The following is a 25,167-nucleotide window of genomic DNA, read 5'->3' on the forward strand; positions in this document are numbered from 1 at the left end:
CCCTACAGGCCGGCAGCCTTGCGCAGCGCGTCCACGCGGTCCGTGCGCTCCCAGGTGAAGTCGGGGAGCTCACGGCCGAAGTGGCCGTACGCCGCGGTCTGGGCGTAGATCGGGCGCAGCAGGTCGAGGTCGCGGATGATCGCGGCCGGTCGGAGGTCGAAGACCTCGGCGATGGCGTTCTCGATCTTCTCGACCTCCACCTTGGCGGTGCCGAAGGTCTCGACGAAGAGACCGACGGGCTCGGCCTTGCCGATGGCGTAGGCGACCTGGACCTCGCAGCGGGAGGCCAGGCCGGCCGCCACGACGTTCTTGGCGACCCAGCGCATCGCGTACGCCGCCGAGCGGTCGACCTTGGACGGGTCCTTGCCGGAGAAGGCGCCGCCGCCGTGACGGGCCATGCCGCCGTAGGTGTCGATGATGATCTTGCGGCCGGTCAGGCCCGCGTCGCCCATCGGGCCGCCGATCTCGAAGCGGCCGGTGGGGTTGACCAGCAGGCGGTAGCCCTCGGTCTCCAGCTTGATGCCGTCGTCCAGGAGCTGCTTGAGGACGTGCTCGACGACGAACTCGCGGATGTCGGGCGCGAGCAGCGACTCCAGGTCGATGTCGGACGCGTGCTGGGAGGACACCACGACGGTGTCGAGACGGACGGCCTTGTCGCCGTCGTACTCGATGGTGACCTGGGTCTTGCCGTCGGGACGGAGGTAGGGGATGGTGCCGTTCTTGCGCACCTCGGTGAGGCGGCGCGAGAGGCGGTGCGCGATGTGGATCGGCAGCGGCATCAGCTCGGGCGTCTCGTCCGAGGCGTATCCGAACATCAGGCCCTGGTCGCCCGCGCCCTGCTTGTCGAGCTCGTCCTCGTCGCCCTCGACGCGCTTCTCGTACGCCGTGTCGACGCCCTGCGCGATGTCCGGGGACTGGGCGCCGATGGAGACCGAGACACCGCAGGACGCGCCGTCGAAGCCCTTCTTCGAGGAGTCGTAACCGATCTCGAGGATCTTGTTGCGCACCAGCGTGGGGATGTCGGCGTAGGCCTTGGTCGTGACCTCGCCGGCGACGTGCACCAGGCCGGTGGTGATCAACGTCTCGACGGCTACGCGCGAGGTGGGGTCCTCCCGCAGCAGTGCGTCGAGGATCGTGTCGCTGATCTGGTCAGCGATCTTGTCGGGGTGACCCTCGGTGACGGACTCCGAGGTGAACAGACGACGGGACACAACGCTCCCTGGGTTTGCAGCGGCTGCTGGCTGATCATTTACGGACCGGCAGGGGGCTGCGCCCCGCGTCGTTCCGAGGACAGTTTATCGGGCGCTCTCGGCCGTTGGACCAGGTGTCTCGCACGCTGGGAGCCTGATTGGCCACAGCACCCCCCTCCGAGATCCGAGGACCGGCCTTCAATGATGACCGGAACGCCCGTTTTCTAGACTTTTCATCCGCCCGCCGGGGCGCGTCGCACTCCATTCGGACGCTACGCCAGCCGGGGGACGACCAGGTCCCACACGGTCTCGGCAAGAGCCTCCTTGGGCCCGTACGGGACGGGGGTTTCCGCGCCGTCGGCCCCGAGGATCACGGCTTCGTTCTCCTCCGCGCCGAAGGTCTTGCGCTCCCCCACCTCGTTGACCACGAGCAGGTCGCACCCCTTGCGCCGCAGCTTGTCGCGACCATTGGCCAAAACATCATCGGTCTCGGCGGCGAATCCGACGATCACCTGCCCGGGGCGCGCCCGGTCGGCGGAGATCTCCGCGAGGATGTCGGGGTTGCGGACCAGGGCGACCGGGGCGGGCTCCTGGCCCTCCCGCTTCTTGATCTTGCCTTCGGCGTATGCGGCGGGCCGGAAGTCGGCGACGGCCGCGGCCATCACCACGGCGTCGGCTTCCGCGGCGGCCTTGAGTACGGCCTCGCGGAGCTGGACGGCGGTGCCGACGTGGACGACGTCGACGCCGGCCGGGTCGGGGATGCCCGTGTTGGCCTCGATCAGGGTGACCCGGGCGCCGCGGGCGGCGGCGGACCTGGCGAGGGCGTAGCCCTGCTTTCCGGAGGAACGGTTCCCCAGATAACGGACGGGGTCCAGCGGCTCACGCGTGCCGCCCGCGCTGACGACGACGTGGCGCCCCGTGAGGTCGGGCTCGGCGAAGCCGCGCGCGAGCACCCGGCGGCAGACGTCGAAGATCTCGCCGGGGTCCGGGAGCCGGCCCTTACCGGTGTCCACGCCGGTGAGGCGGCCTACGGCGGGCTCGATGACGACCGCGCCCCGGCGGCGCAGCGTGGCGACGTTCTCCTGGGTGGCGGGGTGCTCCCACATCTCGGTGTGCATCGCGGGGGCGAACACCACCGGGCAGCGGGCGGTGAGCAGGGTGTTGGTCAGCAGGTCGTCGGCGAGCCCGTGGGCGGCCCTGGCGAGCAGGTCGGCGGTGGCGGGGGCGACCACGACCAGATCGGCGGCCTGGCCGATCCGTACGTGCGGGACTTCGTGCACGTCCGACCAGACCTCGGTCGAGACCGGGTTCCCGGAGAGCGCCGACCAGGTGGCGGCGCCCACGAACTGGAGCGCGGAGCCGGTCGGGACGACCCTGACGTGGTGTCCCGACTCGGTCAGCCGCCGCAGCAGCTCGCACGCCTTGTACGCGGCGATGCCACCGCTGACTCCCAGCACGACCTTCGGCTTGTCCACTCGCGTCTCCCGCCGGTCCGATTGCCCGTACGAGTCTCCCCCACGGGCTGGTTCGATTCCATGACACACCACAGGCCCGGCGAACGGGCCGCCGGGCCTGTGGGTGACGTACTGAAGCGCCTACTGCGCCGGGCCCTCGATGGCCTCGGAAGTCAGCAGACCCGCGTTGATCTCACGCAGGGCGATCGAGAGCGGCTTCTCGTGGACGTGGGTGTCCACCAGCGGACCGACGTACTCCAGCAGGCCCTCACCGAGCTGCGAGTAGTACGCGTTGATCTGACGCGCGCGCTTGGCCGCGTAGATCACGAGGCTGTACTTCGAGTCCGTGGCCTCGAGCAGCTCGTCGATCGGCGGGTTGATGATGCCCTCGGGCGCGGTGATGGAAGAGGACACGCTCTACCTTCCGAAAAAGTGGACAAAGATCAAACAACTCCCATCAAGGCTAGCAGCTCACGAGCCACGTCCTCGACGGAGGTGTTGACCAGGGTGGCATCGAACTCGGCCTCGGCGGCGAGCTCGATCTTGGCGGTTTCCAGCCGGCGCTCGATGACCTCGGGCGACTCCGTGCCGCGGCCGGTGAGGCGGCGGACCAGCTCGTCCCAGCTCGGCGGGGCGAGGAAGACCAGCTGTGCCTCGGGCATCGACTCACGGACGAGCCGGGCGCCCTGGAGGTCGATCTCCAGCAGCACGGGCTCACCCGCGTCGAGCCGGTCCATGACGGCGCGGCGCGGCGTGCCGTAGCGGTTGCCCGCGAACTCGGCCCACTCGAGCAGCTCGCCATTGGCGATCATCTTGTCGAACTCGTCGTCGCCGACGAAGAAGTACTGGACTCCGTGCCGCTCACCGGGCCGCGGCTTGCGGGTGGTGGCCGAGACCGAGAGCCAGACCTCCGGGTGGACCTTGCGCATATGCGCGACGACCGTGCTCTTGCCGACCCCGGAGGGGCCGGAGAGCACGGTCAGCCGCGGACGAACCTCTGCTGCCATGAAGCGATTATCCAGGTTCCCGGGACTGCCCGAGAACGCCGGGAGAACTTCGGGGCCGCGTCAGACGGCCTTGCCGCCGAACTCACGCTCCAGGGAGGCGATCTGGTTGGAGCCGAGGCCCCGGACACGCCGGGACTCGGAGATGCCGAGGCGCTCCATGATCTGCTTGGCGCGGACCTTGCCCACGCCCGGAAGCGACTCCAGCAGGGCGGAGACCTTCATCTTGCCGATGACGTCGTCCTCCTGACCCTGCTTGATGACCTCGTGGAGGGAGGCGCCGGAGTGCTTGAGTCGATTCTTCACCTCGGCCCGCGCCCGGCGAGCCGCGGCGGCCTTCTCGAGCGCGGCTGCGCGCTGTTCGGGGGTAAGGGGCGGAAGAGCCACGCCTACGTCACCTCGGATGTCGAACTGTCGGATACGGACCGGTGGGGAACCTAGTCGGCCCACACCAGCGGAGCAACGAGCAACGCAGTGCACGTTGGCTCTGCGACGGAGACTAGCGGCCAAGGCCGCCGGAGTCAGCGAGAACAGACGAAAAGTCCTGGTCAGCATCGATCCACTCGGACATTGCGGACATATCGCTCCGGTTTTCGGGCCACGAGGGAGCGCTGGAGATCACAGAGCGGTCCACCCGGCGCGCGCAAGCGGTGCCGACCGAACCGCCATGTGAGGGACGTCACACACCCTGACGTGCCTGTACGGCCACGAAAGCGTGAGCCCGCGGCCACCAAGGGTGACCGCGGGCGTCCCACGGATCCGTCCGTCGTGCGCCCGGGCGGGCCCGTCGCGTCGAGAACCGGTCAGCCGCCGACCGCGGTGCGCACCTCGTCGGCGTACCGCTCCGCCGCCGCGCGCAGCCCCGCCGTGTCCGGGCCGTGCCGCAGCACTCCCCGGCTGACGCTCGGCACCACGTTGCGGACGGCCGCCCCGAAGACGGCCGGCAGGTCGGCCGGGGTCGCGCCCTGGGCGCCGATCCCGGGGGCGAGCAGCGGGCCGTTGATGTCGAGGTCGAACGAGGACAGGTCGCCGAGCGTCGCGCCGACGACCGCGCCGAAGGAGCCCAGGGGCTCCGCGCCCGCGTTGTCCTCGGCGAGGTGCGCGAGCATGGTCCCCGCGACGGTGCGGCCGGCCGGGTCCTCGGTGCGCACCGCCCGCTGGACCTCCGCGCCCTCCGGGTTGGAGGTGAGGGCGAGGACGAACAGGCCGGCGCCGCTCTCCCGGGCCAGCTCGACCGCCGGCTTCAGCGAGCCGTAGCCGAGGTACGGGGAGACGGTCAGCGCGTCGGAGAACAGCGGCGAGTCCTTGCGCAGGAACGTCTCCGCGTAGGCGGCCATGGTAGAGCCGATGTCGCCGCGCTTGGCGTCCATGACGACCAGCGCACCCGCGTCCCGCAGATCGGACACGGCCCGCTCCAGGACGGCGATGCCGCGCGAGCCGAACCGCTCGAAGAAGGCGCTCTGCGGCTTGAAGACGGCGACCCGGTCGGCGAGGGCGTCGACGACGGTGCGGGTGAAGGCCTCCAGGCCCGCCACATCGTCGTTCAGGCCCCAGTCGGCCAGCAGGGAGCCGTGCGGGTCGATGCCCACGCAGAGCGGGCCGCGGGTGTCCATGGCGGCACGGAGCCGCGCGCCGAACGAAGTCGTCACAGGGTGGCCTTTCGGGTGTCGGCGCCGACGGCCTCGGCGAGGGTGGCGTACGGGGAGGCGTTCAGCCTCGCGGCGAGGCCCTTGTGGATGGCGCGGGCGTAGAAGGGGCCCTCGTAGATGAAGGCGCTGTAGCCCTGGACCAGGGTGGCGCCGGCGAGGATGCGCTGCCAGGCGTCCTCGGCGTTCTCGATGCCGCCGACCCCGACGAGGGTGATGCGGTCGCCCACGCGCGCGTAGAGGCGGCGCAGGACCTCCAGGGAGCGCTCCTTGAGCGGCGCGCCGGAGAGGCCGCCGGTCTCCTTGACCAGGGCGGCGCTCGACTTCAGGCCGAGGCCCTCGCGGGCGACGGTGGTGTTGGTGGCGATGATGCCGTCCAGGCCGAGCTCGACGGCCAGGTCGGCGACGGCGTCGACGTCCTCGTCGGCCAGGTCCGGCGCGATCTTGACCAGGAGCGGGACGCGGCGGTCGGTGACCGTGCGGTCCGCGGCCTCCCGCACGGCGCTGAGCAGCGGTCGCAGCGCCTCGGTGGCCTGGAGGTTGCGCAGACCGGGCGTGTTCGGCGAGGAGACGTTGACGACGAGGTAGTCGGCGTGGCGGGCGAGCCGCTCGGTCGACTTCACGTAGTCGGCGGCGGCCTCCTCCTCGGGGACGACCTTGGTCTTGCCGATGTTGACGCCGACCACCGTCCTGAAGACCGGCACGCGCGCCCGCAGACGGTCCGCGACGGCGGCGGAGCCCTCGTTGTTGAAGCCCATGCGGTTGATCAGGGCGCGGTCCGCCACGAGCCGGAAGAGCCGCTTCTTGGGGTTGCCGGGCTGCGCCTCGCCGGTGACGGTGCCGATCTCCACGTGGTCGAAGCCGAGCATGGCCATGCCGTCGATGGCGACGGCGTTCTTGTCGAAGCCGGCGGCGAGACCGAAGGGGCCGTGCATGCGCAGTCCGAGTGCCTCGGTGCGCAGCTCCTTGTGGCGGGGGGCCAGGACGGCGGCCACGAAGGTGCGCAGCACGGGGACGCGGGCGACGAGCCGGATCCAGCGGAAGGCCAGGTGGTGGGCGGCTTCCGGGTCCATCCGCTTGAAGACCAGGTCGAAGAAGAACTTGTACATCGTATGTGTCCTCATGAATGACTTCATGAAGAGGGGGACACCGGTTCTTCGGTGTCCCCCTCCCCCGTGGCTACTGGTCCTCGCGGGCCGCGATCAGGTGTTCCGCGTGTTCCTGGAGTGAGCGGACCCCCACTCCCCCGTGGTTGAGGGCGTCGATGCCCTGGACGGCGGCGGCGAGCGCCTGCACCGTCGTCAGGCACGGGACGCCGCGCGCCACGGCGGCGGTGCGGATCTCGTAGCCGTCGAGGCGGCCGCCGGTGCCGTACGGGGTGTTGACGATGAGGTCGACCTCGCCGTCGTGGATGAGCTGGACGATGGTCTTCTCGCCGTTCGGGCCCTCGCCCTCGGACTGCTTGCGCACGATCGTGGCGTTGATGCCGTTGCGCTTGAGGACCTCGGCGGTACCGGAGGTGGCCATCAGCTCGAAGCCGTGGGCGACCAGCTCGCGGGCCGGGAAGATCATCGAGCGCTTGTCGCGGTTGGCGACGGAGATGAACGCACGGCCCTTGGTGGGCAGCGGGCCGTAGGCGCCGGCCTGCGACTTGGCGTACGCCGTGCCGAAGACCGAGTCGATGCCCATGACCTCGCCGGTGGAGCGCATCTCCGGGCCGAGGACGGTGTCGACGCCGCGGCCGTGGATGTCGCGGAAGCGCGACCACGGCATGACGGCCTCCTTGACGGAGATCGGCGCGTCGAGCGGCAGGGTGCCGCCGTCGCCGTTCGACGGCAGCAGGCCCTCGGCCCGCAGCTCGGCGATGGTCGCGCCGAGCGAGATCCGGGCGGCGGCCTTGGCCAGCGGCACGGCGGTCGCCTTCGAGGTGAAGGGGACGGTACGGCTGGCGCGCGGGTTGGCCTCCAGGACGTACAGGATGTCGCCGGCCATCGCGAACTGGATGTTGATCAGGCCGCGGACGCCGACGCCCCTGGCGATGGCCTCCGTGGACGTGCGAAGCCGCTTGATGTCGAAGCCGCCGAGCGTGATCGGGGGCAGGGCGCAGGCCGAGTCGCCGGAGTGGATACCGGCCTCCTCGATGTGCTCCATGACGCCGCCGAGGTAGAGCTCGCGGCCGTCGTAGAGCGCGTCGACGTCGATCTCGATGGCGTCGTCGAGGAAGCGGTCGACGAGGACCGGGCGGGTCGGGGAGATCTCGGTGGACTCGGCGATGTACGCCTCCAGGCGCGCCTCGTCGTACACGATCTCCATGCCGCGTCCGCCCAGCACGTACGACGGGCGGACCAGGACCGGGTAGCCGATCTCGTCGGCGATGGCCTTGGCGCCGGCGAAGGTGGTGGCGGTGCCGTGCTTGGGCGCGGGCAGGCCGGCCTCGGCGAGGACCCGGCCGAAGGCACCGCGGTCCTCGGCGGCGTGGATGGCCTCGGGCGAGGTGCCGACGACGGGCACGCCGTTGTCCTTGAGCGCCTGCGACAGACCCAGCGGGGTCTGGCCGCCGAGCTGGACGACCACACCGGCGATCGGTCCGGCGAGGGACTCGGCGTGGACGATCTCCAGGACGTCCTCGAGCGTCAGCGGCTCGAAGTACAGACGGTCGGAGGTGTCGTAGTCGGTGGAGACGGTCTCCGGGTTGCAGTTGACCATCACGGTCTCGTAGCCGGCCTCGCTGAGGGCGAAGGAGGCGTGGACGCACGAGTAGTCGAACTCGATGCCCTGGCCGATGCGGTTCGGGCCGGAGCCCAGGATGATCACGGCGGGCTTCTCGCGCGGCGCGACCTCGCTCTCCTCGTCGTACGAGGAGTAGAAGTACGGGGTCCTGGCGGCGAACTCGGCGGCGCAGGTGTCCACGGTCTTGTAGACCGGGCGGACGCCGAGGGCGTGCCGGACCTCGCGGACGACGTCCTCGCGCAGTCCGCGGATCTCGGCGATCTGGGCGTCGGAGAAGCCGTGCCGCTTGGCCTCGGCGAGCAGCTCGGGCTCGAGCTTCTCGACGGCGGCGAGCTCGTCGGCGATCTCCTTGATCAGGAAGAGCTGGTCGACGAACCACGGGTCGATCCTGGTGGCCTCGAACACCTCCTCCGGGGTGGCACCGGCCCGGATGGCCTGCATGACGGTGTTGATCCGGCCGTCGGTCGGGCGGACCGCGACGCGCAGCAGCTCGTCCTTGTCACCGGGCTCACCGGTGAAGGTGAACTGCGAGCCCTTCTTCTCCAGGGAGCGCAGGGCCTTCTGGAGCGCCTCGGTGAAGTTGCGGCCGATGGCCATGGCCTCGCCGACCGACTTCATGGTGGTGGTGAGGGTGGCGTCGGCCGCCGGGAACTTCTCGAAGGCGAAGCGGGGGGCCTTGACGACGACGTAGTCGAGGGTCGGCTCGAAGGAGGCCGGCGTCTGCTCGGTGATGTCGTTGGGGATCTCGTCGAGCGTGTAGCCGACGGCGAGCCGGGCGGCGATCTTGGCGATCGGGAAGCCGGTGGCCTTGGAGGCGAGCGCGGAGGAGCGGGAGACGCGCGGGTTCATCTCGATGACGATGATCCGGCCGTCGACCGGGTTGACCGCGAACTGGATGTTGCAGCCGCCGGTGTCGACGCCGACCTCGCGGATGATCGCGATGCCGATGTCGCGCAGCCGCTGGTACTCGCGGTCCGTGAGGGTCATCGCCGGGGCGACGGTGATGGAGTCACCGGTGTGGACGCCCATCGGGTCGAAGTTCTCGATGGAGCAGACGACCACGACGTTGTCGGCCTTGTCGCGCATCAGCTCCAGCTCGTACTCCTTCCAGCCGAGGATGGACTCCTCCAGGAGCACCTCGGTGGTCGGGGAGAGCGTCAGGCCCTGGCCGGCGATGCGGCGCAGCTCCTCCTCGTCGTGGGCGAAGCCGGAGCCGGCGCCGCCCATGGTGAAGGAGGGGCGGACGACGACGGGGTAGCCGCCGAGCGTCTCGACGCCCTTGAGGACGTCGTCCATGGAGTGGCAGATGACCGAGCGGGCGGACTCGCCGTGACCGATCTTCTTACGGACCTCCTCGACGACCTCCTTGAAGAGGTCGCGGTCCTCGCCCTTGTGGATTGCCTGGACGTTGGCGCCGATGAGCTCGACGCCGTACTTCTCCAGGACGCCCTGCTCGTGCATGGAGATCGCGGTGTTGAGCGCGGTCTGGCCGCCGAGGGTGGGCAGCAGGGCGTCGGGGCGCTCCTTGGCGATGATCTTCTCGACGAACTCGGGGGTGATCGGCTCGACGTACGTGGCGTCGGCGATCTCCGGGTCGGTCATGATCGTGGCCGGGTTGGAGTTGACCAGGATGACGCGCAGGCCCTCGGACTTGAGGACCCGGCAGGCCTGGGTGCCGGAGTAGTCGAACTCGGCGGCCTGGCCGATGACGATCGGGCCGGAGCCGATGACCAGGACGGACTGGATATCGGTGCGCTTAGGCACGCTCGGCCTCCATCAGGGATACGAAGCGGTCGAAGAGGTACGCGGCGTCGTGCGGGCCGGCGGCCGCTTCGGGGTGGTACTGGACGCTGAAGGCCGGCTGGTCGAGCAGCTGGAGGCCTTCCACGACGTTGTCGTTCAGGCAGACGTGCGACACCTCGGCACGCCCGTAGGGGGTGTCGGACACCTTGTCGAGGGGGGCGTCGACGGCGAAGCCGTGGTTGTGCGCGGTGACCTCGACCTTGCCGGTGGTGCGGTCCTGCACGGGCTGGTTGATGCCGCGGTGGCCGTACTTCAGCTTGTAGGTGCCGAAGCCGAGGGCGCGGCCGAGGATCTGGTTGCCGAAGCAGATGCCGAAGAGGGGGGTCTTGCGCTCCAGCACACCCTGCATGACGGAGACGGCGTGGTCGGCGGTGGCGGGGTCGCCGGGACCGTTGGAGAAGAACACCCCGTCGGGGTTGACGGCGTAGACGTCGTCGGCGGTGGCGGTGGCGGGCAGGACGTGCACCTCGATGCCGCGCTCGGCCATCCGGTGCGGGGTCATGCCCTTGATGCCGAGGTCGACGGCGGCGACGGTGAACTTCTTCTCGCCGATCGCGGGGACGACGTAGGGCTCCTTGGTGGCGACCTCGGCGGAGAGGTTCGCGCCCTGCATCTCGGGGGCCTGGCGCACCTCGGCGAGCATGGTGCCCTCGTCGGGCAGGCTGTTGCCGGAGAAGATGCCGACGCGCATGGCGCCGCGCTCGCGCAGGTGGCGGGTGAGCGCGCGGGTGTCGATGCCGCTGATGCCGACGACGCCCTGGGCGGCCAGCTCCTCGTCGAGGGAGCGGCGGGAGCGCCAGTTCGACGGGACGCGGGCCGGGTCGCGCACGACGTAGCCGGAGACCCAGATCCGCCGGGACTCGGGGTCCTCGTCGTTCACGCCGGTGTTGCCGACGTGCGGGGCGGTCATCACGACGACCTGGCGGTGGTACGACGGGTCGGTGAGGGTCTCCTGGTAGCCGGTCATGCCGGTGGAGAAGACCGCTTCGCCGAAGGTCTCCCCCACGGCCCCGTAGGCGCGGCCGCGGAAGGTGCGACCGTCCTCCAGGACGAGTACGGCGGGAACCTTGGCGGCTCCCCTTGTGGAGGTGGTCATCGTGCGGTGCCTTCCGTCGTAGCTGTCTCAGCTGTCTGGTTCATGGAGTTGATGGCGTCGACCCAGTCGGTGTGCTCGGCCGCCCGGTCGGAGCGGAAGCCGGAGTCGATCACCGTGTCGCCGTGCGCCCAGGTGACGACCAGCAGACCGCCCTCGGCGAGGACCTTGCCGGCGATGCCCTTGTCGAGCCGGGCGCCGCGGAGCTGTCCGGCGGGGACGAAGAAGTCGGTCGCCCCGGGGCGCACCACGGCCAGGCCCGCGTCGGTGAGGGTCAGCTCGGCACGGCTGCGGGCGCCGAGGCCGTGGGCCACGATCCGGTCGAGCCACTGCCCGGCGGTGGTGGACCCGTGGTAGCGGCCGGTCATCACAGCCAGTTTCGCCTCACCGGGCGCTTCCGGCGCGGTGGGCAGGTCCGGCAGGCCGGACTGGAGGCTGCCTCGCCACTTCCATCCCTGGCGCATCAGCCAGTAGACGAACGCGATGAAGAGCAGCAGCCCGGCGACCCAGCCGAGCCGGGCGGCCCAGTCGGTCACCTCCGCCGATTTCTGCTCGGCGGCGATTTCGATCAGAGATGTCACGCCAGCTTCCCGTCCACGAGCGTTGCCCGGCCCCGCAGGAAGGTGTGGGTGACGCGACCCGGCAGCTCACGGCCCTCGTAGGGCGTGTTGCGGCTGCGGGAGGCGAAGCGCGCGGGGTCCACCGGACCACGGTATGCCGGATCGACCAGGGTGAGGTTGGCGGGCTCACCTGCCGAGACGGGGCGGCCGTGGCCGGTGGCGCGGCCGATCCTCGCGGGCGTGAAGGACATGCGGTCGGCGACGCCGGCCCAGTCGAGCAGCCCGGTCTCGACCATCGTGTGCTGGACGACCGACAGGGCGGTCTCCAGGCCGACCATGCCCATGGCGGCGGCGGCCCACTCGCAGTCCTTGTCCTCGTGCGGGTGCGGGGCGTGGTCGGTGGCGACGATGTCGATCGTGCCGTCCGCCAGGGCCTCCCGCAGCGCCATGACGTCCCGCTCGGTGCGCAGCGGCGGGTTGACCTTGTAGACGGGGTTGTAGGAGAGGACCAGCTCGTCCGTCAGCAGGAGGTGGTGCGGGGTGACCTCGGCGGTGACGTCGATGCCGCGGGACTTGGCCCAGCGGACGATCTCGACGGACCCGGCGGTGGACAGGTGGCAGATGTGGACGCGGGAGCCGACGTGCTCGGCGAGGAGCACGTCGCGCGCGATGATCGACTCCTCGGCGACGGCCGGCCAGCCGCCGAGTCCCAGCTGGGCGGAGACGACACCCTCGTTCATCTGGGCGCCCTCGGTGAGGCGCGGCTCCTGGGCGTGCTGGGCGACGACGCCGCCGAAGGCCTTCACGTACTCCAGGGCGCGGCGCATGATCACCGCGTCGTCGACGCACTTGCCGTCGTCGGAGAAGACGGTGACGCCCGCGGCGGACTCGTGCATGGCGCCCAGCTCGGCGAGCTTCTTGCCCTCCAGGCCGACGGTGACGGCGCCGATGGGCTGCACGTCGCAGTAGCCGGACTCCTTGCCGAGGCGGTAGACCTGCTCGACGACGCCGGCGGTGTCGGCGACCGGGAAGGTGTTGGCCATGGCGAACACGGAGGTGTAGCCGCCGCTGGCGGCGGCGCGGGTGCCGGTCAGGACGGTCTCGGAGTCCTCGCGGCCGGGCTCGCGCAGATGGGTGTGGAGGTCGACGAGGCCGGGCAGGAGGATCTGGCCCCCGGCCTCGACGACGGTGGCGCCCTCGGCCGGGACGTCCGTGCCGACCAGGGCGATGGTCTCGCCGTCGATCAGCACGTCCTGGGCCTCGCCGCCCAGCACCTTCGCACCACGGATCAGGATCTTGCTCATGTTTCTTACTTCTCCTCGGTACGGGTGTGGGTGACGGCGGGCTCGTTGCCGCCGAGAAGCAGGTAGAGGACCGCCATGCGGATGGAGACGCCGTTGGCGACCTGCTCGACGACCGTGCAGCGGTCGGAGTCGGCGACCTCGGCGGTGATCTCCATGCCGCGGACCATCGGCCCGGGGTGCATCACGACGGCGTGCTCGGGCATCCGCGCCATGCGGTCGCCGTCCAGGCCGTAGCGGCGCGAGTACTCACGCTCCGTGGGGAAGAACGCGGCGTTCATGCGCTCGCGCTGGACGCGCAGCATCATCACGGCGTCGGACTTCGGCAGGGTGCTGTCGAGGTCGTACGACACCTCGCAGGGCCACGTCTCGACGCCGACGGGCACCAGGGTGGGCGGGGCGACCAGGGTCACCTCGGCGCCCAGGGTGTGCAGCAGGTCGACGTTGGACCGGGCGACCCGGCTGTGCAGGACGTCGCCGACGATCGTGATGCGCTTCCCGGCCAGGTCCTGGCCGAGACCGGCGTCCCGGCCGACCAGGCGGCGGCGCATGGTGAACGCGTCGAGGAGGGCCTGCGTGGGGTGCTGGTGGGTGCCGTCGCCCGCGTTGATCACGGCGGCGTCGATCCAGCCGGAGGTGGCCAGGCGGTAGGGGGCGCCGGAGGCGCCGTGCCGGATGACGACGGCGTCGACGCCCATCGCCTCCAGGGTCTGGGCGGTGTCCTTGAGGGACTCGCCCTTGGAGACCGAGGACCCCTTGGCGGTGAAGTTGATGACGTCGGCCGAGAGCCGCTTCTCGGCGGCCTCGAAGGAGATGCGGGTCCGGGTCGAGTCCTCGAAGAAGAGGTTGACGACCGTGCGTCCGCGGAGCGTCGGAAGCTTCTTGATCGGCCGGTCGGCGACCCGGGCCATCTCCTCGGCGGTGTCGAGGATCAGTACGGCTTCGTCACGGGTGAGGTCGGCGGCCGAGATGAGGTGGCGCATCATCGGGGGGTTTCTCCAGGTCTATGGAGGTATGGAGGCATGCGGGCGCGCGGCGCGGCACACCGTACGAGAAGGGGTTGGGTCGTACGGAGGTGTTACTGCTCGCCGGCCGGGGCGCTGTCGCGCAGACCGAGCAGCACGGTGTCGCGGCCGTCCTCCTCGGCGAGCTGGACCTTGACCGCCTCCCGCAGCGACGTGGGGAGGTTCTTGCCGACGTAGTCGGCGCGGATCGGGAGTTCACGGTGGCCGCGGTCGACGAGGACCGCGAGCTGGACGGCGCGCGGGCGGCCGATGTCGCCGAGCGCGTCGAGGGCGGCGCGGATGGTGCGGCCGGAGAAGAGCACGTCGTCGACGAGGACGACGAGACGGCCGTCGATGCCGTCACCGGGGATGTCGGTGCGGCCGAGCGCACGGGCCGGGCGCATGCGCAGGTCGTCGCGGTACATGGTGATGTCGAGCGAGCCGACCGGCATCTTGCGGCCGGTGATCGCTTCGAGCTTGTCGGCGAGGCGCCGGGCGAGGAACACACCGCGCGTCGGAATGCCGAGGAGCACCACGTCGTCGGCGCCCTTGGCGCGTTCGACGATCTCGTGGGCGATACGGGTCAGTACCCGGGCGATGTCGGGGCCCTCGAGGACAGGGCGCGCCGCATCGGACTGCTGGTTGGCGTCCATACGAAACGGACCTCCTTCTCCGCCTCACGGGACGGACCTTAAAGGACGTCGGAATTGCGCCGTCCACGGTACCAGGGCCCCGACGGTGCCCCGTACCTCACCCCCGAAGAGGGTCGGTACGGACCATTCGGCTTGACGCAGCCAAGTAACGCTGCGTAACCTCACAGTGAGTTACCAGCCGCGCGGCTTTGCCGCACGTTGTCACGCGTCCCGGGAGCTATATGTCCAGCGAATACGCAAAACAGCTCGGGGCCAAGCTCCGTGCCATCCGCACCCAGCAGGGCCTCTCCCTCCACGGTGTGGAGGAGAAGTCCCAGGGCCGCTGGAAGGCCGTCGTGGTCGGCTCGTACGAGCGCGGTGACCGTGCCGTGACCGTGCAGCGCCTCGCCGAGCTGGCCGACTTCTACGGCGTCCCGGTGCAGGAGCTGCTGCCGGGCACCACGCCGGGCGGGGCCGCCGAGCCGCCGCCGAAGCTCGTCCTGGACCTGGAGCGTCTGGCCCACGTCCCCGCGGAGAAGGCCGGCCCGCTGCAGCGTTACGCCGCGACGATCCAGTCGCAGCGCGGCGACTACAACGGCAAGGTCCTTTCGATCCGCCAGGACGACCTGCGCACGCTTGCCGTCATTTACGACCAGTCGCCCTCGGTGCTCACCGAGCAGCTCATCAGCTGGGGCGTCCTGGACGCGGACGCGCGCCGTGCGGTCGCCCACGAAGAGGCCTGAGCGCCCTCTCTCCGAGAGATTCAGCAGAAACGTTGCCGCCGGGTGCGGCAGGAGCCTTCGGGCGTCCTGTCCGCACCCGGCGGTTTTTCACCGTGGTGCCGTTCCGGGGGCTCGGTGCCCGCTCCGGGGCGTGCCGGGCACGCCGAAGGGCCCGCGGCGCGTGGTGCGCCGCGGGCCCTTCGGGCGTCGCCGTGGGCTCAGCCCCGGCGGAGGTTCGGCTTCAGGTCCTTGAAGCGGGCGAGGAGGCCGTTGACGAACGACGGGGACTCGTCGGTGGAGAACTCCTTGGCGAGCTGCACCGCCTCGTCGATCGCGACGGCGTCCGGCGTGCCGTCCTCCCAGATCAGTTCGTACGCCCCGAGGCGCACGATGTTCCGGTCGGCGACCGGCATGCGGTCCAGGTCCCAGTCCACCGCGTAGGTGGCGATCAGCTCGTCGATCCTGGTCACGTGTTCGGCGTAACCCTCGACCAGCTGCATCGTGTACTCGCTGACCGGCGGCTGCCGGTCGTCGGACCGCGCGTGCCGGACCCAGTCGGCGAGGACGCTCTGCACGGACGCACCGCGCTGGTCGGCCTCGAACAGGATCTGGAACGCGCGCTTGCGAGCGTTGCTCCGCGCAGCCACGGTTAGCTGTTCACCCGGCCGAGGTAGTCGCTCGAACGGGTGTCGACCTTGATCTTCTCACCGGTGGTGATGAAGAGCGGGACCTGGATCTGGTGACCGGTCTCCAGGATGGCGGGCTTGGTGCCACCGGTGGAGCGGTCGCCCTGGACGCCCGGCTCGGTCTCCTGGATGGTGAGCTCGACGGCGGCCGGCAGCTCGACGAAGAGCACCTCGCCCTCGTGCTGCGCGACGGTGGCGGTGAAGCCCTCGATGAGGAAGTTGGCGGCGTCGCCCACGACCTTGCGGTCGATCATGAGCTGGTCGTACGTCTCCATGTCCATGAAGACGAAGTAGTCGCCGTCCATGTACGAGAACTGCATGTCGCGCTTGTCGACAGTGGCCGTCTCGACCTTGACGCCGGCGTTGAAGGTCTTGTCGACGACCTTGCCGGACAGCACGTTCTTGAGCTTGGTGCGCACGAAGGCCGGGCCCTTGCCGGGCTTGACGTGCTGGAACTCGACGACGGACCAGAGCTGGCCGCCTTCGAGCTTGAGCACCATGCCGTTCTTGAGGTCGTTCGTGGAAGCCACGGTTGCGGAATCTCCTGGACTGACGCTGGTGGACGACCCAGTGGCTGCGGGCCGCGCGCTACAGCGCGAGCAGCTCCTTGGTCGTGATGGTGAGTAGCTCGGGTCCGCCGTCCGCCTCCTGGCGTACGACGAGCGTGTCATCGATCCGGACCCCGCCCCGGCCCGGGAGGTGGACCCCCGGTTCGACGGTGACCGGCACACAAGCGTCCAGTTTACCCATGGCGGCGGGTGCCAACTGCGGGTCCTCCTCGATTTCGAGGCCCACGCCGTGTCCGAGGAAGGGCGCCAGCGCCTCGCCGTAGCCCGCCGCGTCCAGAATCTGCCGGGCCGCGAGGTCCACGTCGCGGTAGGCGGTACCGGGCGCGAGGGTCTCCCTGGCAGCCCGCTGAGCGGCGAAGACGAGATCGTAGAGCTCGATCTGCCAGTCCGCCGGGGAGGTTCCGATGACGAAGGTGCGGCCGATCTCGCAGCGGTAGCCGCGGTAGTTGGCGCCGAGGCAGACGGAGAGGAAGTCGCCTTCCTCGACCCGTCGGTCGGAGGGGCGGTGGCCTCCGCGGCCCGCGTTGGGCCCAGTCGCGACGGAGGTGGGGAAGGCGGGCCCGTCCGCCCCGTGGTCCACCAGCCGGCGCTCCAGCTCCAGCGCCAGATGCCGTTCCGTGCGGCCCACCAGGATCGATTCGAGCAGCTCGCCGAGGGCCTGGTCGGTGATCTCGGCGGCGATCCTGAGGCAGGTGATCTCCTCCTCGTCCTTGACGACCCGCTCCTGCTCGATGGCCGTGCCCAGATCGGCGAGACGGATGCCGGGCGCGACGGAGTCCATGGCGCGGTAGCGGGTGACGGAGAGGTGGTGCTCCTCGACGGCGAGGGTGTCGGCGCCCGCCTTGCGGGCGAGGTCGACCGCGGCGACGGCGGGATCGCCGGTGAAGCCGCCGGAGGTGGGCAGGACCACCGTCCGTACGTGCTCGTCGACACGCCCGTCCGCGGGGTCGCCGGTGGGCGTGCGGGGGCAGAGCAGGAGGTCGTCACCGGTGGCGAGCAGGAGCAGCACCGCACCGGGCGGTGAGCCGCCGGCGAGGTAGCGGACGTTGGCGGGACGGGAGACCAGGGCCGCCGTGCTGCCGGCGGCCGCGCACCGGTCGCGCAGCCGCGTGCGGCGGTCCGCATACAGCTCTGACATGTCACGAGCCTACGAGCGCTGAGGCGTCCCGGCAGGTCGGGCGGGGCCGGACGGGGCGCCCGGGCCCGCCCGGGGTGCCGGGTCCGTACCCGCACGGATTGCCTGGGGCCGCACGGGAGGTCACCCGCCGCGGGCGGTGGGTGACCTCCCCTACGCGCGAGCGGGACGCCTACACACCTGGGGGCGGGGGGGAGATCGACCGTCGACGCACGCAGCAGGCGCCCCGCGCGGGAACCCGGGCCCGCCCCGAACGCGTCGGCGAGTGAGCCGAAGGGGCGCGCGGCGCGGCGCGGCCGGAGGCCGCTGGAGGACCGGCGACAGGGAGGCTGCGGTCGATGTGCGGCTAACGCCGCGCGGGTCCTGCGGAACGAAGGACCGAGCGGGGGCACCTCCCGCGCCCGCGGGGCGTGGGAGGTGATCGACCGTCGGCGCACGCAGCAGGCGCCCCGGTGGGGGTCCCCCGGCGATGCCAGGGGGAGAACGGAGCCCTAAAAGGCCGGCGGGCTGGCTATCGAACGGGCGAGGACCTCGTCGAGGACCTGGGCGGTGGTTTCCACGTCGTACTTGGAGTTGTCGATGATCGGCAGCCCCGAGGCGTGCCAGCCGGCCATACGGCCGTGGATTCCGGCGACCTCCTCGTCGGAGAGGCGCCGGTTGCCGCTGCGTTCGGCGTTGCGCTCCAGGACGATCTCCAGGCCGGGCAGGAGGACCACGGGGAGCAGCCCGGGTCCGACGTGGCGCTTCCAGCCTCCGAGGCCGACGACGGGGCGGTCGGGGAAGACCGCGTCGTCGAGGATGCAGGAAATGCCGTTGGCGAGGAAGTTGCGTGCCGCGAAGCCGCAGGTGCGGCGGGCCAGGCGGTACTGCGCCTCGGAGTGGTCGTTCCAGCCGTCCTGGGGGTCGGCGAAGCCGGCGCAGACCCATTCGCGCACGTCGTCCAGGCTGATGTGCGCGGTCGGTACCCGGCGGTTCTGGGCCCAGTACCTGGCGACGGTCGTCTTGCCCGCGCCGGCGGGGCCGATGAGCAGGACGGCGAGGGTGGCGCTCCCGGTGCCGCGGTCGGCGGGCGGCGGGGCGGGGTGCGCCACCGGGCCACCGGGCGGCAGCGGAATGTGGCCGGTGGTGTCGGGGGCCGGCGGCATCGATGGATGCTGCGGGCCGGGGGCGCTCCAGCCGTGGGCCGTCGGGGGCCCCTGCGGGGGTTGCTGCCCGGGTCCGCCCGCGGAAAGCGGGGCCGGGTGGGGCGGGGTCCCGGGGTGATGGGCCTGCTGCTGGTGGGTCCAGCCGGTGGCTGCGTGCCCCGGCTGGTGGGGCGGCGGCAGCGGAGCCCCCACTGCGTGCTGCATCCGGTGCCACTCCGTCTCGTCCGATTGGCGCTGGTCGGGCGGCCGTTGAGGTCGCCCGTTACCGAACCGTACCCTCCCCGGCCGTATGTACGTGAACGGCCGGGGCGGGAGCGGAGTGCCCGGTGGCCGGTCAGCCCGTCAGTTCGTCGGCGAGAGCGCGCAGGGCGAGGCGGTAGGAGCCGATGCCGAAGCCCGCGACGGTGCCGCTGGCGACGGCCGCGACGACCGACGTGTGCCGGAACTCCTCGCGGGTGTACGGGTTGGAGATGTGGACCTCGATGAGGGGGGCGGTGCGCTGGGCGGCCGCGTCCCTCATCCCGTACGAGTAGTGCGTGAACGCGCCGGGGTTGAGAACGACCGGAATCGAACCGTCGGCCGCCTCGTGCAGCCAGCGGATCATCTCGCCCTCGTCGTTCGTCTCACGCACGTCGACGTCGAAGCCGAGCTCCTTGCCGAGGGTCCGGCAGGTGTCGACCAGCCCGGCGTAGGAGGTGGAGCCGTAGACGTCGGGTTCGCGGGAGCCGAGCCGGCCGAGGTTGGGGCCGTTGAGGACGAGTACCTTGCGGCTCACGCGGACACCTCACCGTAGGCGGCGATCAGGACGGCCGGGTCGGGGCCCTCCAGCACGGCCGGCTTGCCGAGCCCGTCGAGGACGATGAAGCGCAGCAGGTCGCCGCGGGACTTCTTGTCGACCTTCATGGTCTCCAGGAGCCGGGGCCACTGGTCGCCGCGGTAGGTCAGCGGAAGCCCTACGGACTCCAGGACCGTACGGTGGCGGTCGGCGGTGGCGTCGTCGAGGCGGCCGGCGAGCCTGCCCAGTTCGGCGGCGAAGACCATGCCGACCGAGACGGCCGCACCGTGCCGCCACTTGTAGCGCTCGTTCTTCTCGATGGCGTGGGCGAGGGTGTGGCCGTAGTTGAGGATCTCGCGCAGGCCGGATTCCTTGAGGTCGCTGGAGACCACGTCGGCCTTGACCTGAATCGAGCGGACGATCAGCTCGGCCGTGTGCGGGCCCTCGGGCGTGCGGGCGGCGGCGGGGTCGGACTCGATCAGGTCGAGGATGACCGGGTCGGCGATGAAGCCGGCCTTGATGATCTCGGCCAGGCCGCTGACGTAGTCGTTGACCGGCAGCGAGTCCAGCGCGGCGAGGTCGCACAGCACGCCGGCGGGCGGGTGGAAGGCGCCGACGAGGTTCTTGCCCTCGGCGGTGTTGATGCCGGTCTTGCCGCCGACCGCCGCGTCGACCATGGCGAGCACGGTGGTGGGGACGGCGATCCAGCGCACGCCGCGCAGCCATGTGGCGGCGACGAAGCCGGCCAGGTCGGTGGTGGCGCCGCCGCCGACGCCGACGATGACGTCGGTGCGGGTGAAGCCGGTCTGGCCGAGCGCCTTCCAGCAGTAGGCCGCGACCTCGGCGGTCTTCGCCTCCTCGGCGTTCGGCACCTGGATGGCGACCGCCTCGTAGCCCTGGTCGGCGAGGTCCGCGCGCAACGCCTCACCCGTCTCGGCGAGCGCCTCGGGGTGGATGACGGCGACGCGCTTCGCCTTCGGCCCGACGAGGCCGGGGAGTTCGCCGAGCAGCTGCCGGCCGACCAGCACCTCGTACGGGTCGGTGCCGGCCGTGCCGCCGACCTGGATGCGGGTCACTGCCTGGTCGGTCATGCGTCCTTCAGCTCCAAAGCGTCGAGGACCGCCTGGGCGACCTCGTCGGGGGTCTTGTCGTCGGTGGCCACGACGGCGCTGGCGACTTCGGTGTACAGGTGCCGGCGGGCGTCCATCAGTTCGCGCCACTGGCGGCGCGGGTTGACGGCGAGCAGCGGCCGGGCGGTGTTCAGGCCGACCCGGCGGACGGCTTCCTCGACGTCCATCGAGAGGTAGACGACGGGGAGGCCGACGAGCAGCTCGCGGGTGCCGGCGTCGAGGACGGCGCCGCCGCCGAGGGCGAGGACGCCCGTGTGCTCGGCGACGGCGGCCCTGACGGCCTCGCGCTCCAGCTCACGGAAGTACGCCTCGCCCTCGTCGACGAAGATGTCCGCGATCTCACGGCCCTGGGCGGCGACGATGTCGGCGTCGGTGTCCCGGTAGGGCGCGCCGAGCCGCTCGGCGAGCAGCGCGCCCACGGTGGACTTGCCCGAGCCCATCGGCCCGACCAGGACGATCAGCGGGCCGGTGCTCACCGGATCTGCAGGTTGTCGAGGTACGAGCGGACGTTGCGGCGGGTCTCGGCGACGCTGTCGCCGCCGAACTTCTCCGCGACGGCGTCGGCCAGGACGAGCGCGACCATGGCCTCGGCGACGATGCCCGCGGCGGGCACGGCGCACACGTCGGAGCGCTGGTGGTGGGCGGCGGCGGGCTCACCGGTGACCACGTCGACGGTCTTCAGGGCCCGGGGCACGGTCGCGATGGGCTTCATCGCGGCCCGGACGCGCAGCAGCTCGCCCGTGGTCAGCCCGCCCTCGGTGCCGCCGGAGCGGCCGGAGGTACGCCTGATGCCCTCGTCGGTGGCGACGATCTCGTCGTGCGCCTTGGAGCCGGGCACGCGTGCCAGGTCGAAGCCGTCGCCGACCTCGACGCCCTTGATGGCCTGGATGCCCATGAGGGCGCCCGCGAGGCGGGCGTCGAGACGGCGGTCCCAGTGGACGTGCGAGCCGAGACCGACGGGCACGCCGTAGGCGAGGACCTCGACGACGCCGCCGAGGGTGTCGCCGTCCTTGTGGGCCTGGTCGATCTCGGCGACCATCGCCTTGCTCGCGTCGGCGTCGAGGCAGCGCACCGGGTCGGCGTCGAGCTTCTCGACGTCGGCGGGCATCGGGTACACGCCGTACGGGGCCTTCGCCGCGGCGAGCTCCACGACGTGGGAGACGATCTCGATGCCGGCCGTCTCCTTGAGGTAGGAGCGGGCGACCGCGCCGAGCGCGACGCGGGCGGCGGTCTCCCGGGCGCTGGCGCGCTCCAGGACCGGCCGGGCCTCGTCGAAGCCGTACTTCTGCATGCCCGCGAGGTCGGCGTGGCCGGGACGCGGGCGGGTCAGCGGGGCGTTGCGGGCGGAGTCGGCGAGCTCGGCCGGGTCGACCGGGTCGGCCGACATGACCTTCTCCCACTTGGGCCACTCGGTGTTGCCGACCATGACGGCGACGGGCGAGCCCATGGTGAGGCCGTGGCGGACACCGCCGAGGAAGGTGATCTCGTCGCGCTCGAACTTCATCCGGGCACCGCGGCCATAGCCCAGGCGCCGCCTGGCCAGGTGGTCCGCCACCATCTCCGTGGTGATCGGGACACCGGCGGGAAGACCCTCCAGCGTCGCCACCAGTGCGGGGCCGTGGGACTCCCCCGCGGTCAGCCAGCGCAACCTGCTCAACGGTGCTCCTCATGCTCGCGCCTGGAACTGCGACGGCGCGACCGGGTGCGCGGCCCTGGCCCGCCTCCCTTTGATCCTCCCACGTCCCGGGCTCCTCCCGGTCGCCGGTCCAGCAGGCGGACGCCGGCGGTCAGGAGGTGATCACCCTCCAGAGCCGTCGGGCCGCGAACCCGAGGAGCAGCGCGGCCATGATGCCGAGGAAGGTCCATTCCACCCATTCGGGCAGCAGGCGGAGGACGAAGGCGAGGAATCTGCCCCCGTCCCCGGACGACGCCAGTATCCGCTCGTGCTCCATCGGGTCTCCTGCTCGCTCGATCGATCGATCGGGCGGAGCCTACGGGGTGCCGAGCGCGGCCTCGCCCGCCACCCGCATGGCCGCGAGCGGTCCGGGCGACCGGCCGGTCATCTGTTCCACCTGGAGGACGGCCTGGTGGACGAGGAGGTCGAGGCCGCCGACGACGGCCCCGTGGCGCTCGGACCAGGAGGCGGCGAGGGCGGTCGGCCAGGGGTCGTAGAGGACGTCGAAGAGGGTGCCGGGACGGTCGGGGACCGCGTCCGCGAGTTCGTCGGTCGTGCCGGCGGGGGTGGTGGCGACGACCAGCGGTGCGCGCAGGGCGTCGGCCGCGTCGGTCCAGTCGGCGGTGCGCACGTCGACGCCGAGCCGTTCGCCCCAGCCGCGCATCTCGCCGGCGCGCGCCTCGCTGCGGACGTAGGCGGTGACCGGGCCGTCGCAGATGCGGGACAGGGCGGCGAGCGCGGAGGAGGCGGTGGCGCCCGCGCCGAGAACGGCGGCGGACTCGACCTTTTCCACACCGCGCTCGCGGAGCGCGGCGATCATGCCGGGGATGTCGGTGTTGTCGCCGAGCCGACGGCCGTCCTCGGTGAGGACGACCGTGTTGACGGCCTCGACGGACGCGGCCGTCGGGCTGATCTCGTCGAGCAGCGGGATGATCGCGCGCTTGAGCGGCATGGTCAGCGACAGACCCGCCCAGGTGTCGTCCAGTCCCTCCACGAAGCCGGGGAGCCCGGCCTCGTTCACCTCGAACCGGTCGTAGGACCAGTGGGTGAGACCGAGCTCCGCGTAGGCGGCCCGGTGCAGCACCGGGGAGAGGGAGTGGGCGATGGGCGACCCGAGGACAGCGGCCCTCCGGGCGTCAGTTGCTGCCCTGGTTGTCATTGAACTTGTCCTTCAGCCTCAGGAATTCGGCGTGCGTCTTCGCGAATTCCGTCTTGTTCATTCCGTCCGTGGCGACGAAGTACATCCAGCCGTCGGACGTCGGGTTCACGGCGGCTTCCAGCGCCTCGTTGCCCGGGTTGCCGATGGGCCCGGGGGTGAGGCCCTTCTGGGTGTACGTGTTGTACGGGTCCTGGTTGCTGTTGATCTCGGATTCGCTGATCTCGATCTTGCTCTGGCCCTTGAGGTAATTGAAGGCCGAGTCGAACTGGAGCAGCTGGTTCGTCTCCGTGTTGGTGGGCTTGAGGCGGTTGTAGACGACCTCGCCCATCTTGCGGAAGTCGTCGTGCGTCTTACCTTCCGCCTGGACCAGGCTCGCGACCGTGAGCAGCTCCCAAGGGCCCTTGAGACCGAGGGACTTGGACTTGGCCTCCAGGTCGAGCTTGCCGTATTCGGCGTTGGCCCGGGCGACCATCTTCTTGAGGACGTCCTCCGGTTTGGAGCCCTTCTTCACCGGATAGCTGGCCGGGAAGAGGAATCCTTCCAGCGGGTCCTTGAGGTCCGGGTGGCCGGTGGCCCAGGCGGGCAGGCCGAGGTTCTTCGCCTGCTCCTTCGCGACCGACTTCGTGGTGCCCGCCTTGACTCCGAGCCGTTTGTCGATCTGCTCGTAGATGTAGGCGTTCCGCTTACCTTCGGGAATGTTGAGGGTATTGCGGCTGTTCGGGTTGAGCATGGCCTCGACGGCCTTGGCGGCGGACATTCCCTTGTTGAGGGTGTAGACGCCGTCCTGGATGGTCTTTCCGTCCGGGTTCTTCTCCTGCGCGGAGACGAAGGCCCCGGTGCTCTTGACGACACCGTTCTTGACGAGGATGGCGGCGATCTCGTAGCCGCCGGCGCCCTTCGGGATCTCGACCTGCACGGTCTCGCTGGTGCCCGCGCCCTCGTAGTCGGGGGCGGCGCCGAACCGGCTCTGCCAGAACTGGTAGCCGAAGTAGCCCACTCCGCCGACGCCGCCGACCAGCACGGCCGCGACGACCAGGCAGGCGACGCCGTTGCGGCTCTTTTTCTTTTTCGGCTGCTTGCCGCGGCGGTCACCGCGGTCACCGCCGCGGCGGGACGGGGAGCGCCCGTCCTCGTCGCCGTCGTCGTCACGGCCGTCGCCGTCGTCGCCGTCCGAGAAGAAGGGGTGGGTCTCCTCCTGGGCCGCTTCCGCGTCCCAGTCGGTCGCGGGCTCCGGCTCGGTGCGCCGCCGGCCGGGGGGCTGCGGGGGCGGATACGCCTCGGGGGTGCCGTAGAGGTCGGGGTGCTGACCGCCGTAGGGATCGTGCCCGCCGGGCCCGCCGTAGGGCATCGCGGCCTGCTGGCCGGTGTCCCAGCCGGCGTCGTAGTTCTGCGCGGGCTGCCCCGGGTGACCGCCGTGCTGCCCCGGCTGACCACCCGGGTGGCCCGGGTGGCCGTGCTGGCCGTGCTGCCCCGGATACGCCTGGGCCGCCTGCTGTTCGGACGTGGGGTAGTCCGGGGCCGGGTACTGCTGGCCGCCGTAACCCTGCTGGTACGGGTCCTGCTGGTGCCCGTACGCGGCCTGCTGCGGCTGCTGCTGGTAGTACTGCTGACCGCCGGCCTGCTGACCTTCCCACCCCTGGTGCCCGTAAGCCGGGTCCTCGGGATGCCACGGTTCGGAGCCGGGGCCCCGTCCATATTCAGTCATCGATCCCCAAACGGCCGCGAGGCTTCCGGACGATCCGCCTCTACGCTGT

Annotated in this window: 25 protein-coding genes; 1 reads left to right on the forward strand and 24 read right to left on the reverse strand. The window is 71.0% G+C overall.

Going from position 1 to position 25,167, the window contains the following annotated elements:
* Positions 1 to 2: 2 nt before the first annotated feature.
* The 13 genes from metK to pyrR form a co-directional block, all read right to left on the reverse strand.
* Positions 3 to 1,211 (reverse strand): methionine adenosyltransferase, encoded by a 1,209-nt coding sequence (metK, locus tag ACY34K_RS20195; protein WP_462748972.1) that lies wholly within the window; start codon positions 1,209 to 1,211, stop codon positions 3 to 5.
* A gap of 251 nt (positions 1,212 to 1,462) precedes the next feature.
* Complete coding sequence (gene coaBC, locus ACY34K_RS20200) at positions 1,463 to 2,665, reverse strand: bifunctional phosphopantothenoylcysteine decarboxylase/phosphopantothenate--cysteine ligase CoaBC (protein WP_462748974.1); 1,203 nt, start codon at positions 2,663 to 2,665, stop codon at positions 1,463 to 1,465.
* Positions 2,666 to 2,785: 120 nt separating this feature from the next.
* Positions 2,786 to 3,058, reverse strand: coding sequence for a DNA-directed RNA polymerase subunit omega (rpoZ, locus tag ACY34K_RS20205; RefSeq protein WP_005319902.1), 273 nt, complete (start codon positions 3,056 to 3,058; stop codon positions 2,786 to 2,788).
* Between the two features lie 29 nt (positions 3,059 to 3,087).
* Entirely contained in the window at positions 3,088 to 3,651 is a 564-nt protein-coding gene (gmk, locus tag ACY34K_RS20210; RefSeq protein WP_462748976.1) for a guanylate kinase, read from the reverse strand.
* Between the two features lie 60 nt (positions 3,652 to 3,711).
* Entirely contained in the window at positions 3,712 to 4,035 is a 324-nt protein-coding gene (locus ACY34K_RS20215; RefSeq protein WP_219665980.1) for an integration host factor, actinobacterial type, read from the reverse strand.
* Positions 4,036 to 4,451: 416 nt separating this feature from the next.
* Positions 4,452 to 5,297, reverse strand: coding sequence for an orotidine-5'-phosphate decarboxylase (gene pyrF / locus ACY34K_RS20220; RefSeq protein WP_462748978.1), 846 nt, complete (start codon positions 5,295 to 5,297; stop codon positions 4,452 to 4,454).
* Positions 5,294 to 6,403, reverse strand: coding sequence for a quinone-dependent dihydroorotate dehydrogenase (locus ACY34K_RS20225; protein WP_462749040.1), 1,110 nt, complete (start codon positions 6,401 to 6,403; stop codon positions 5,294 to 5,296). The genes pyrF and ACY34K_RS20225 overlap by 4 nt, the downstream gene beginning before the upstream one ends.
* A 70-nt stretch (positions 6,404 to 6,473) precedes the next feature.
* Positions 6,474 to 9,788 carry a carbamoyl-phosphate synthase large subunit gene (gene carB, locus ACY34K_RS20230; protein ID WP_462748980.1) on the reverse strand — a complete coding sequence of 1,105 codons (3,315 nt, stop codon included), beginning with the start codon at positions 9,786 to 9,788 and terminating at the stop codon, positions 6,474 to 6,476.
* Positions 9,781 to 10,923: a glutamine-hydrolyzing carbamoyl-phosphate synthase small subunit gene (gene carA / locus ACY34K_RS20235; RefSeq protein ID WP_462748983.1), complete on the reverse strand. Its 1,143-nt coding sequence runs from the start codon at positions 10,921 to 10,923 to the stop codon at positions 9,781 to 9,783. Before carA ends, carB begins: the two co-directional genes overlap by 8 nt.
* Positions 10,920 to 11,501: a PH-like domain-containing protein gene (locus ACY34K_RS20240; RefSeq protein ID WP_462748985.1), complete on the reverse strand. Its 582-nt coding sequence runs from the start codon at positions 11,499 to 11,501 to the stop codon at positions 10,920 to 10,922. Before ACY34K_RS20240 ends, carA begins: the two co-directional genes overlap by 4 nt.
* Entirely contained in the window at positions 11,498 to 12,784 is a 1,287-nt protein-coding gene (locus ACY34K_RS20245; RefSeq protein ID WP_462748987.1) for a dihydroorotase, read from the reverse strand. Before ACY34K_RS20245 ends, ACY34K_RS20240 begins: the two co-directional genes overlap by 4 nt.
* A gap of 5 nt (positions 12,785 to 12,789) precedes the next feature.
* Positions 12,790 to 13,767, reverse strand: a complete 978-nt coding sequence (locus ACY34K_RS20250) for an aspartate carbamoyltransferase catalytic subunit (protein ID WP_462748989.1) — start codon at positions 13,765 to 13,767, stop codon at positions 12,790 to 12,792.
* Between the two features lie 92 nt (positions 13,768 to 13,859).
* Positions 13,860 to 14,438 (reverse strand): bifunctional pyr operon transcriptional regulator/uracil phosphoribosyltransferase PyrR, encoded by a 579-nt coding sequence (gene pyrR, locus ACY34K_RS20255; RefSeq protein ID WP_462748992.1) that lies wholly within the window; start codon positions 14,436 to 14,438, stop codon positions 13,860 to 13,862.
* Positions 14,439 to 14,659: 221 nt separating this feature from the next.
* On the opposite strand from pyrR, the gene bldD reads away from it, so the two are divergent.
* Positions 14,660 to 15,160, forward strand: coding sequence for a transcriptional regulator BldD (gene bldD, locus ACY34K_RS20260; RefSeq protein WP_064068023.1), 501 nt, complete (start codon positions 14,660 to 14,662; stop codon positions 15,158 to 15,160).
* A gap of 197 nt (positions 15,161 to 15,357) precedes the next feature.
* On the opposite strand, the gene nusB is transcribed toward bldD, so the two are convergent.
* The 11 genes from nusB to mltG all read right to left on the reverse strand — a co-directional run bounded on the left by nusB (position 15,358) and on the right by mltG (position 25,118).
* Positions 15,358 to 15,786, reverse strand: a complete 429-nt coding sequence (nusB, locus tag ACY34K_RS20265; protein ID WP_462748993.1) for a transcription antitermination factor NusB — start codon at positions 15,784 to 15,786, stop codon at positions 15,358 to 15,360.
* Positions 15,787 to 15,788: 2 nt separating this feature from the next.
* A complete protein-coding gene (efp, locus tag ACY34K_RS20270; RefSeq protein ID WP_462748995.1) occupies positions 15,789 to 16,355 on the reverse strand; it encodes an elongation factor P in 567 nt (188 codons plus the stop codon).
* A 58-nt stretch (positions 16,356 to 16,413) separates the two neighbouring features.
* Positions 16,414 to 17,532, reverse strand: coding sequence for an aminopeptidase P family protein (locus tag ACY34K_RS20275; RefSeq protein ID WP_462748997.1), 1,119 nt, complete (start codon positions 17,530 to 17,532; stop codon positions 16,414 to 16,416).
* A gap of 488 nt (positions 17,533 to 18,020) precedes the next feature.
* Positions 18,021 to 18,878: a Pro-rich N-terminal domain-containing protein gene (locus tag ACY34K_RS20280; RefSeq protein ID WP_462748998.1), complete on the reverse strand. Its 858-nt coding sequence runs from the start codon at positions 18,876 to 18,878 to the stop codon at positions 18,021 to 18,023.
* A gap of 130 nt (positions 18,879 to 19,008) precedes the next feature.
* On the reverse strand, positions 19,009 to 19,449 hold the full coding sequence (gene aroQ, locus ACY34K_RS20285; RefSeq protein WP_462749000.1) for a type II 3-dehydroquinate dehydratase: 441 nt from the start codon (positions 19,447 to 19,449) through the stop codon (positions 19,009 to 19,011).
* Positions 19,446 to 20,540 carry a 3-dehydroquinate synthase gene (aroB, locus tag ACY34K_RS20290; protein ID WP_462749002.1) on the reverse strand — a complete coding sequence of 365 codons (1,095 nt, stop codon included), beginning with the start codon at positions 20,538 to 20,540 and terminating at the stop codon, positions 19,446 to 19,448. Before aroB ends, aroQ begins: the two co-directional genes overlap by 4 nt.
* On the reverse strand, positions 20,537 to 21,055 hold the full coding sequence (locus ACY34K_RS20295) for a shikimate kinase (RefSeq protein ID WP_462749004.1): 519 nt from the start codon (positions 21,053 to 21,055) through the stop codon (positions 20,537 to 20,539). The genes aroB and ACY34K_RS20295 overlap by 4 nt, the downstream gene beginning before the upstream one ends.
* Positions 21,052 to 22,236 carry a chorismate synthase gene (gene aroC, locus ACY34K_RS20300; protein ID WP_462749006.1) on the reverse strand — a complete coding sequence of 395 codons (1,185 nt, stop codon included), beginning with the start codon at positions 22,234 to 22,236 and terminating at the stop codon, positions 21,052 to 21,054. The genes ACY34K_RS20295 and aroC overlap by 4 nt, the downstream gene beginning before the upstream one ends.
* A gap of 130 nt (positions 22,237 to 22,366) precedes the next feature.
* Positions 22,367 to 22,531 (reverse strand): hypothetical protein, encoded by a 165-nt coding sequence (locus ACY34K_RS20305; RefSeq protein WP_462749008.1) that lies wholly within the window; start codon positions 22,529 to 22,531, stop codon positions 22,367 to 22,369.
* A gap of 39 nt (positions 22,532 to 22,570) precedes the next feature.
* Positions 22,571 to 23,413, reverse strand: coding sequence for a shikimate dehydrogenase (locus ACY34K_RS20310; RefSeq protein ID WP_462749011.1), 843 nt, complete (start codon positions 23,411 to 23,413; stop codon positions 22,571 to 22,573).
* Positions 23,391 to 25,118 (reverse strand): endolytic transglycosylase MltG, encoded by a 1,728-nt coding sequence (gene mltG, locus ACY34K_RS20315; RefSeq protein WP_462749014.1) that lies wholly within the window; start codon positions 25,116 to 25,118, stop codon positions 23,391 to 23,393. Before mltG ends, ACY34K_RS20310 begins: the two co-directional genes overlap by 23 nt.
* Positions 25,119 to 25,167 lie beyond the last annotated feature (49 nt).

The organism is Streptomyces sp. STAM6, assembly GCF_054963715.1.

What these genes read in the sequence shown, in the direction of transcription:
- pyrR (WP_462748992.1), bottom strand. Translation starts at nt 14,438, where the DNA reads ATGGACGCCAACCAGCAGTCCGATGCGGCGCGCCCTGTCCTCGAGGGC.
- carA (WP_462748983.1), bottom strand. Translation starts at nt 10,923, where the DNA reads ATGACCACCTCCACAAGGGGAGCCGCCAAGGTTCCCGCCGTACTCGTC.
- ACY34K_RS20305 (WP_462749008.1), bottom strand. Translation starts at nt 22,531, where the DNA reads ATGGAGCACGAGCGGATACTGGCGTCGTCCGGGGACGGGGGCAGATTC.
- ACY34K_RS20245 (WP_462748987.1), bottom strand. Translation starts at nt 12,784, where the DNA reads ATGAGCAAGATCCTGATCCGTGGTGCGAAGGTGCTGGGCGGCGAGGCC.
- ACY34K_RS20275 (WP_462748997.1), bottom strand. Translation starts at nt 17,532, where the DNA reads ATGTCAGAGCTGTATGCGGACCGCCGCACGCGGCTGCGCGACCGGTGC.
- gmk (WP_462748976.1), bottom strand. Translation starts at nt 3,651, where the DNA reads ATGGCAGCAGAGGTTCGTCCGCGGCTGACCGTGCTCTCCGGCCCCTCC.
- mltG (WP_462749014.1), bottom strand. Translation starts at nt 25,118, where the DNA reads ATGACTGAATATGGACGGGGCCCCGGCTCCGAACCGTGGCATCCCGAG.
- ACY34K_RS20225 (WP_462749040.1), bottom strand. Translation starts at nt 6,403, where the DNA reads ATGTACAAGTTCTTCTTCGACCTGGTCTTCAAGCGGATGGACCCGGAA.
- ACY34K_RS20250 (WP_462748989.1), bottom strand. Translation starts at nt 13,767, where the DNA reads ATGATGCGCCACCTCATCTCGGCCGCCGACCTCACCCGTGACGAAGCC.
- bldD (WP_064068023.1), top strand. Translation starts at nt 14,660, where the DNA reads ATGTCCAGCGAATACGCAAAACAGCTCGGGGCCAAGCTCCGTGCCATC.
- ACY34K_RS20310 (WP_462749011.1), bottom strand. Translation starts at nt 23,413, where the DNA reads ATGACAACCAGGGCAGCAACTGACGCCCGGAGGGCCGCTGTCCTCGGG.
- aroB (WP_462749002.1), bottom strand. Translation starts at nt 20,540, where the DNA reads ATGACCGACCAGGCAGTGACCCGCATCCAGGTCGGCGGCACGGCCGGC.
- ACY34K_RS20280 (WP_462748998.1), bottom strand. Translation starts at nt 18,878, where the DNA reads ATGCAGCACGCAGTGGGGGCTCCGCTGCCGCCGCCCCACCAGCCGGGG.